Origin of the sequence: Streptomyces endophyticus (assembly GCF_035798155.1) — a bacterium.
GTDB lineage: Bacteria > Actinomycetota > Actinomycetes > Streptomycetales > Streptomycetaceae > Streptomyces > Streptomyces endophyticus.
The window spans coordinates 1-358 of the sequence record NZ_JAOZYC010000102.1 but is presented as its reverse complement, the minus strand read 5'-3'; the positions used below and the strand labels follow the sequence as shown (position 1 = coordinate 358).

Genomic DNA, 358 nt, shown 5'->3' with positions numbered 1-358 from the left:
CGTCCACTGTGCAGTTCTCAAACAACGACCAACCACCCGTCACAACCCACCGAAGCGGATCTTTACCGGGGCCGGCATTGAGGTCGGGACGAAACCCGTACCCTCAGATACCCAACAGCGTGCCCGGCCCGACCTGTTCACCCACACGTTCCACGCCGAAGCAGTACTAGTGAAGCCAACCGATCGTGCCGAATAATCAACGTTCCACCCATGAGCAACCACCGTCGAACGTGTGCCGACGTAATGGCCTCTGACCTCGCCCCGAAGGACTCGGTAAGAAGTGCTCCTTAGAAAGGAGGTGATCCAGCCGCACCTTCCGGTACGGCTACCTTGTTACGACTTCGTCCCAATCGCCAGT

Annotated in this window: 1 rRNA gene; it reads right to left on the bottom strand. The window is 58.4% G+C overall.

From position 1 onward, the window contains the following. Positions 1-291: 291 nt before the first annotated feature. Positions 292-358, bottom strand: a 16S ribosomal RNA gene (locus tag OKJ99_RS14960); the annotation flags it as partial.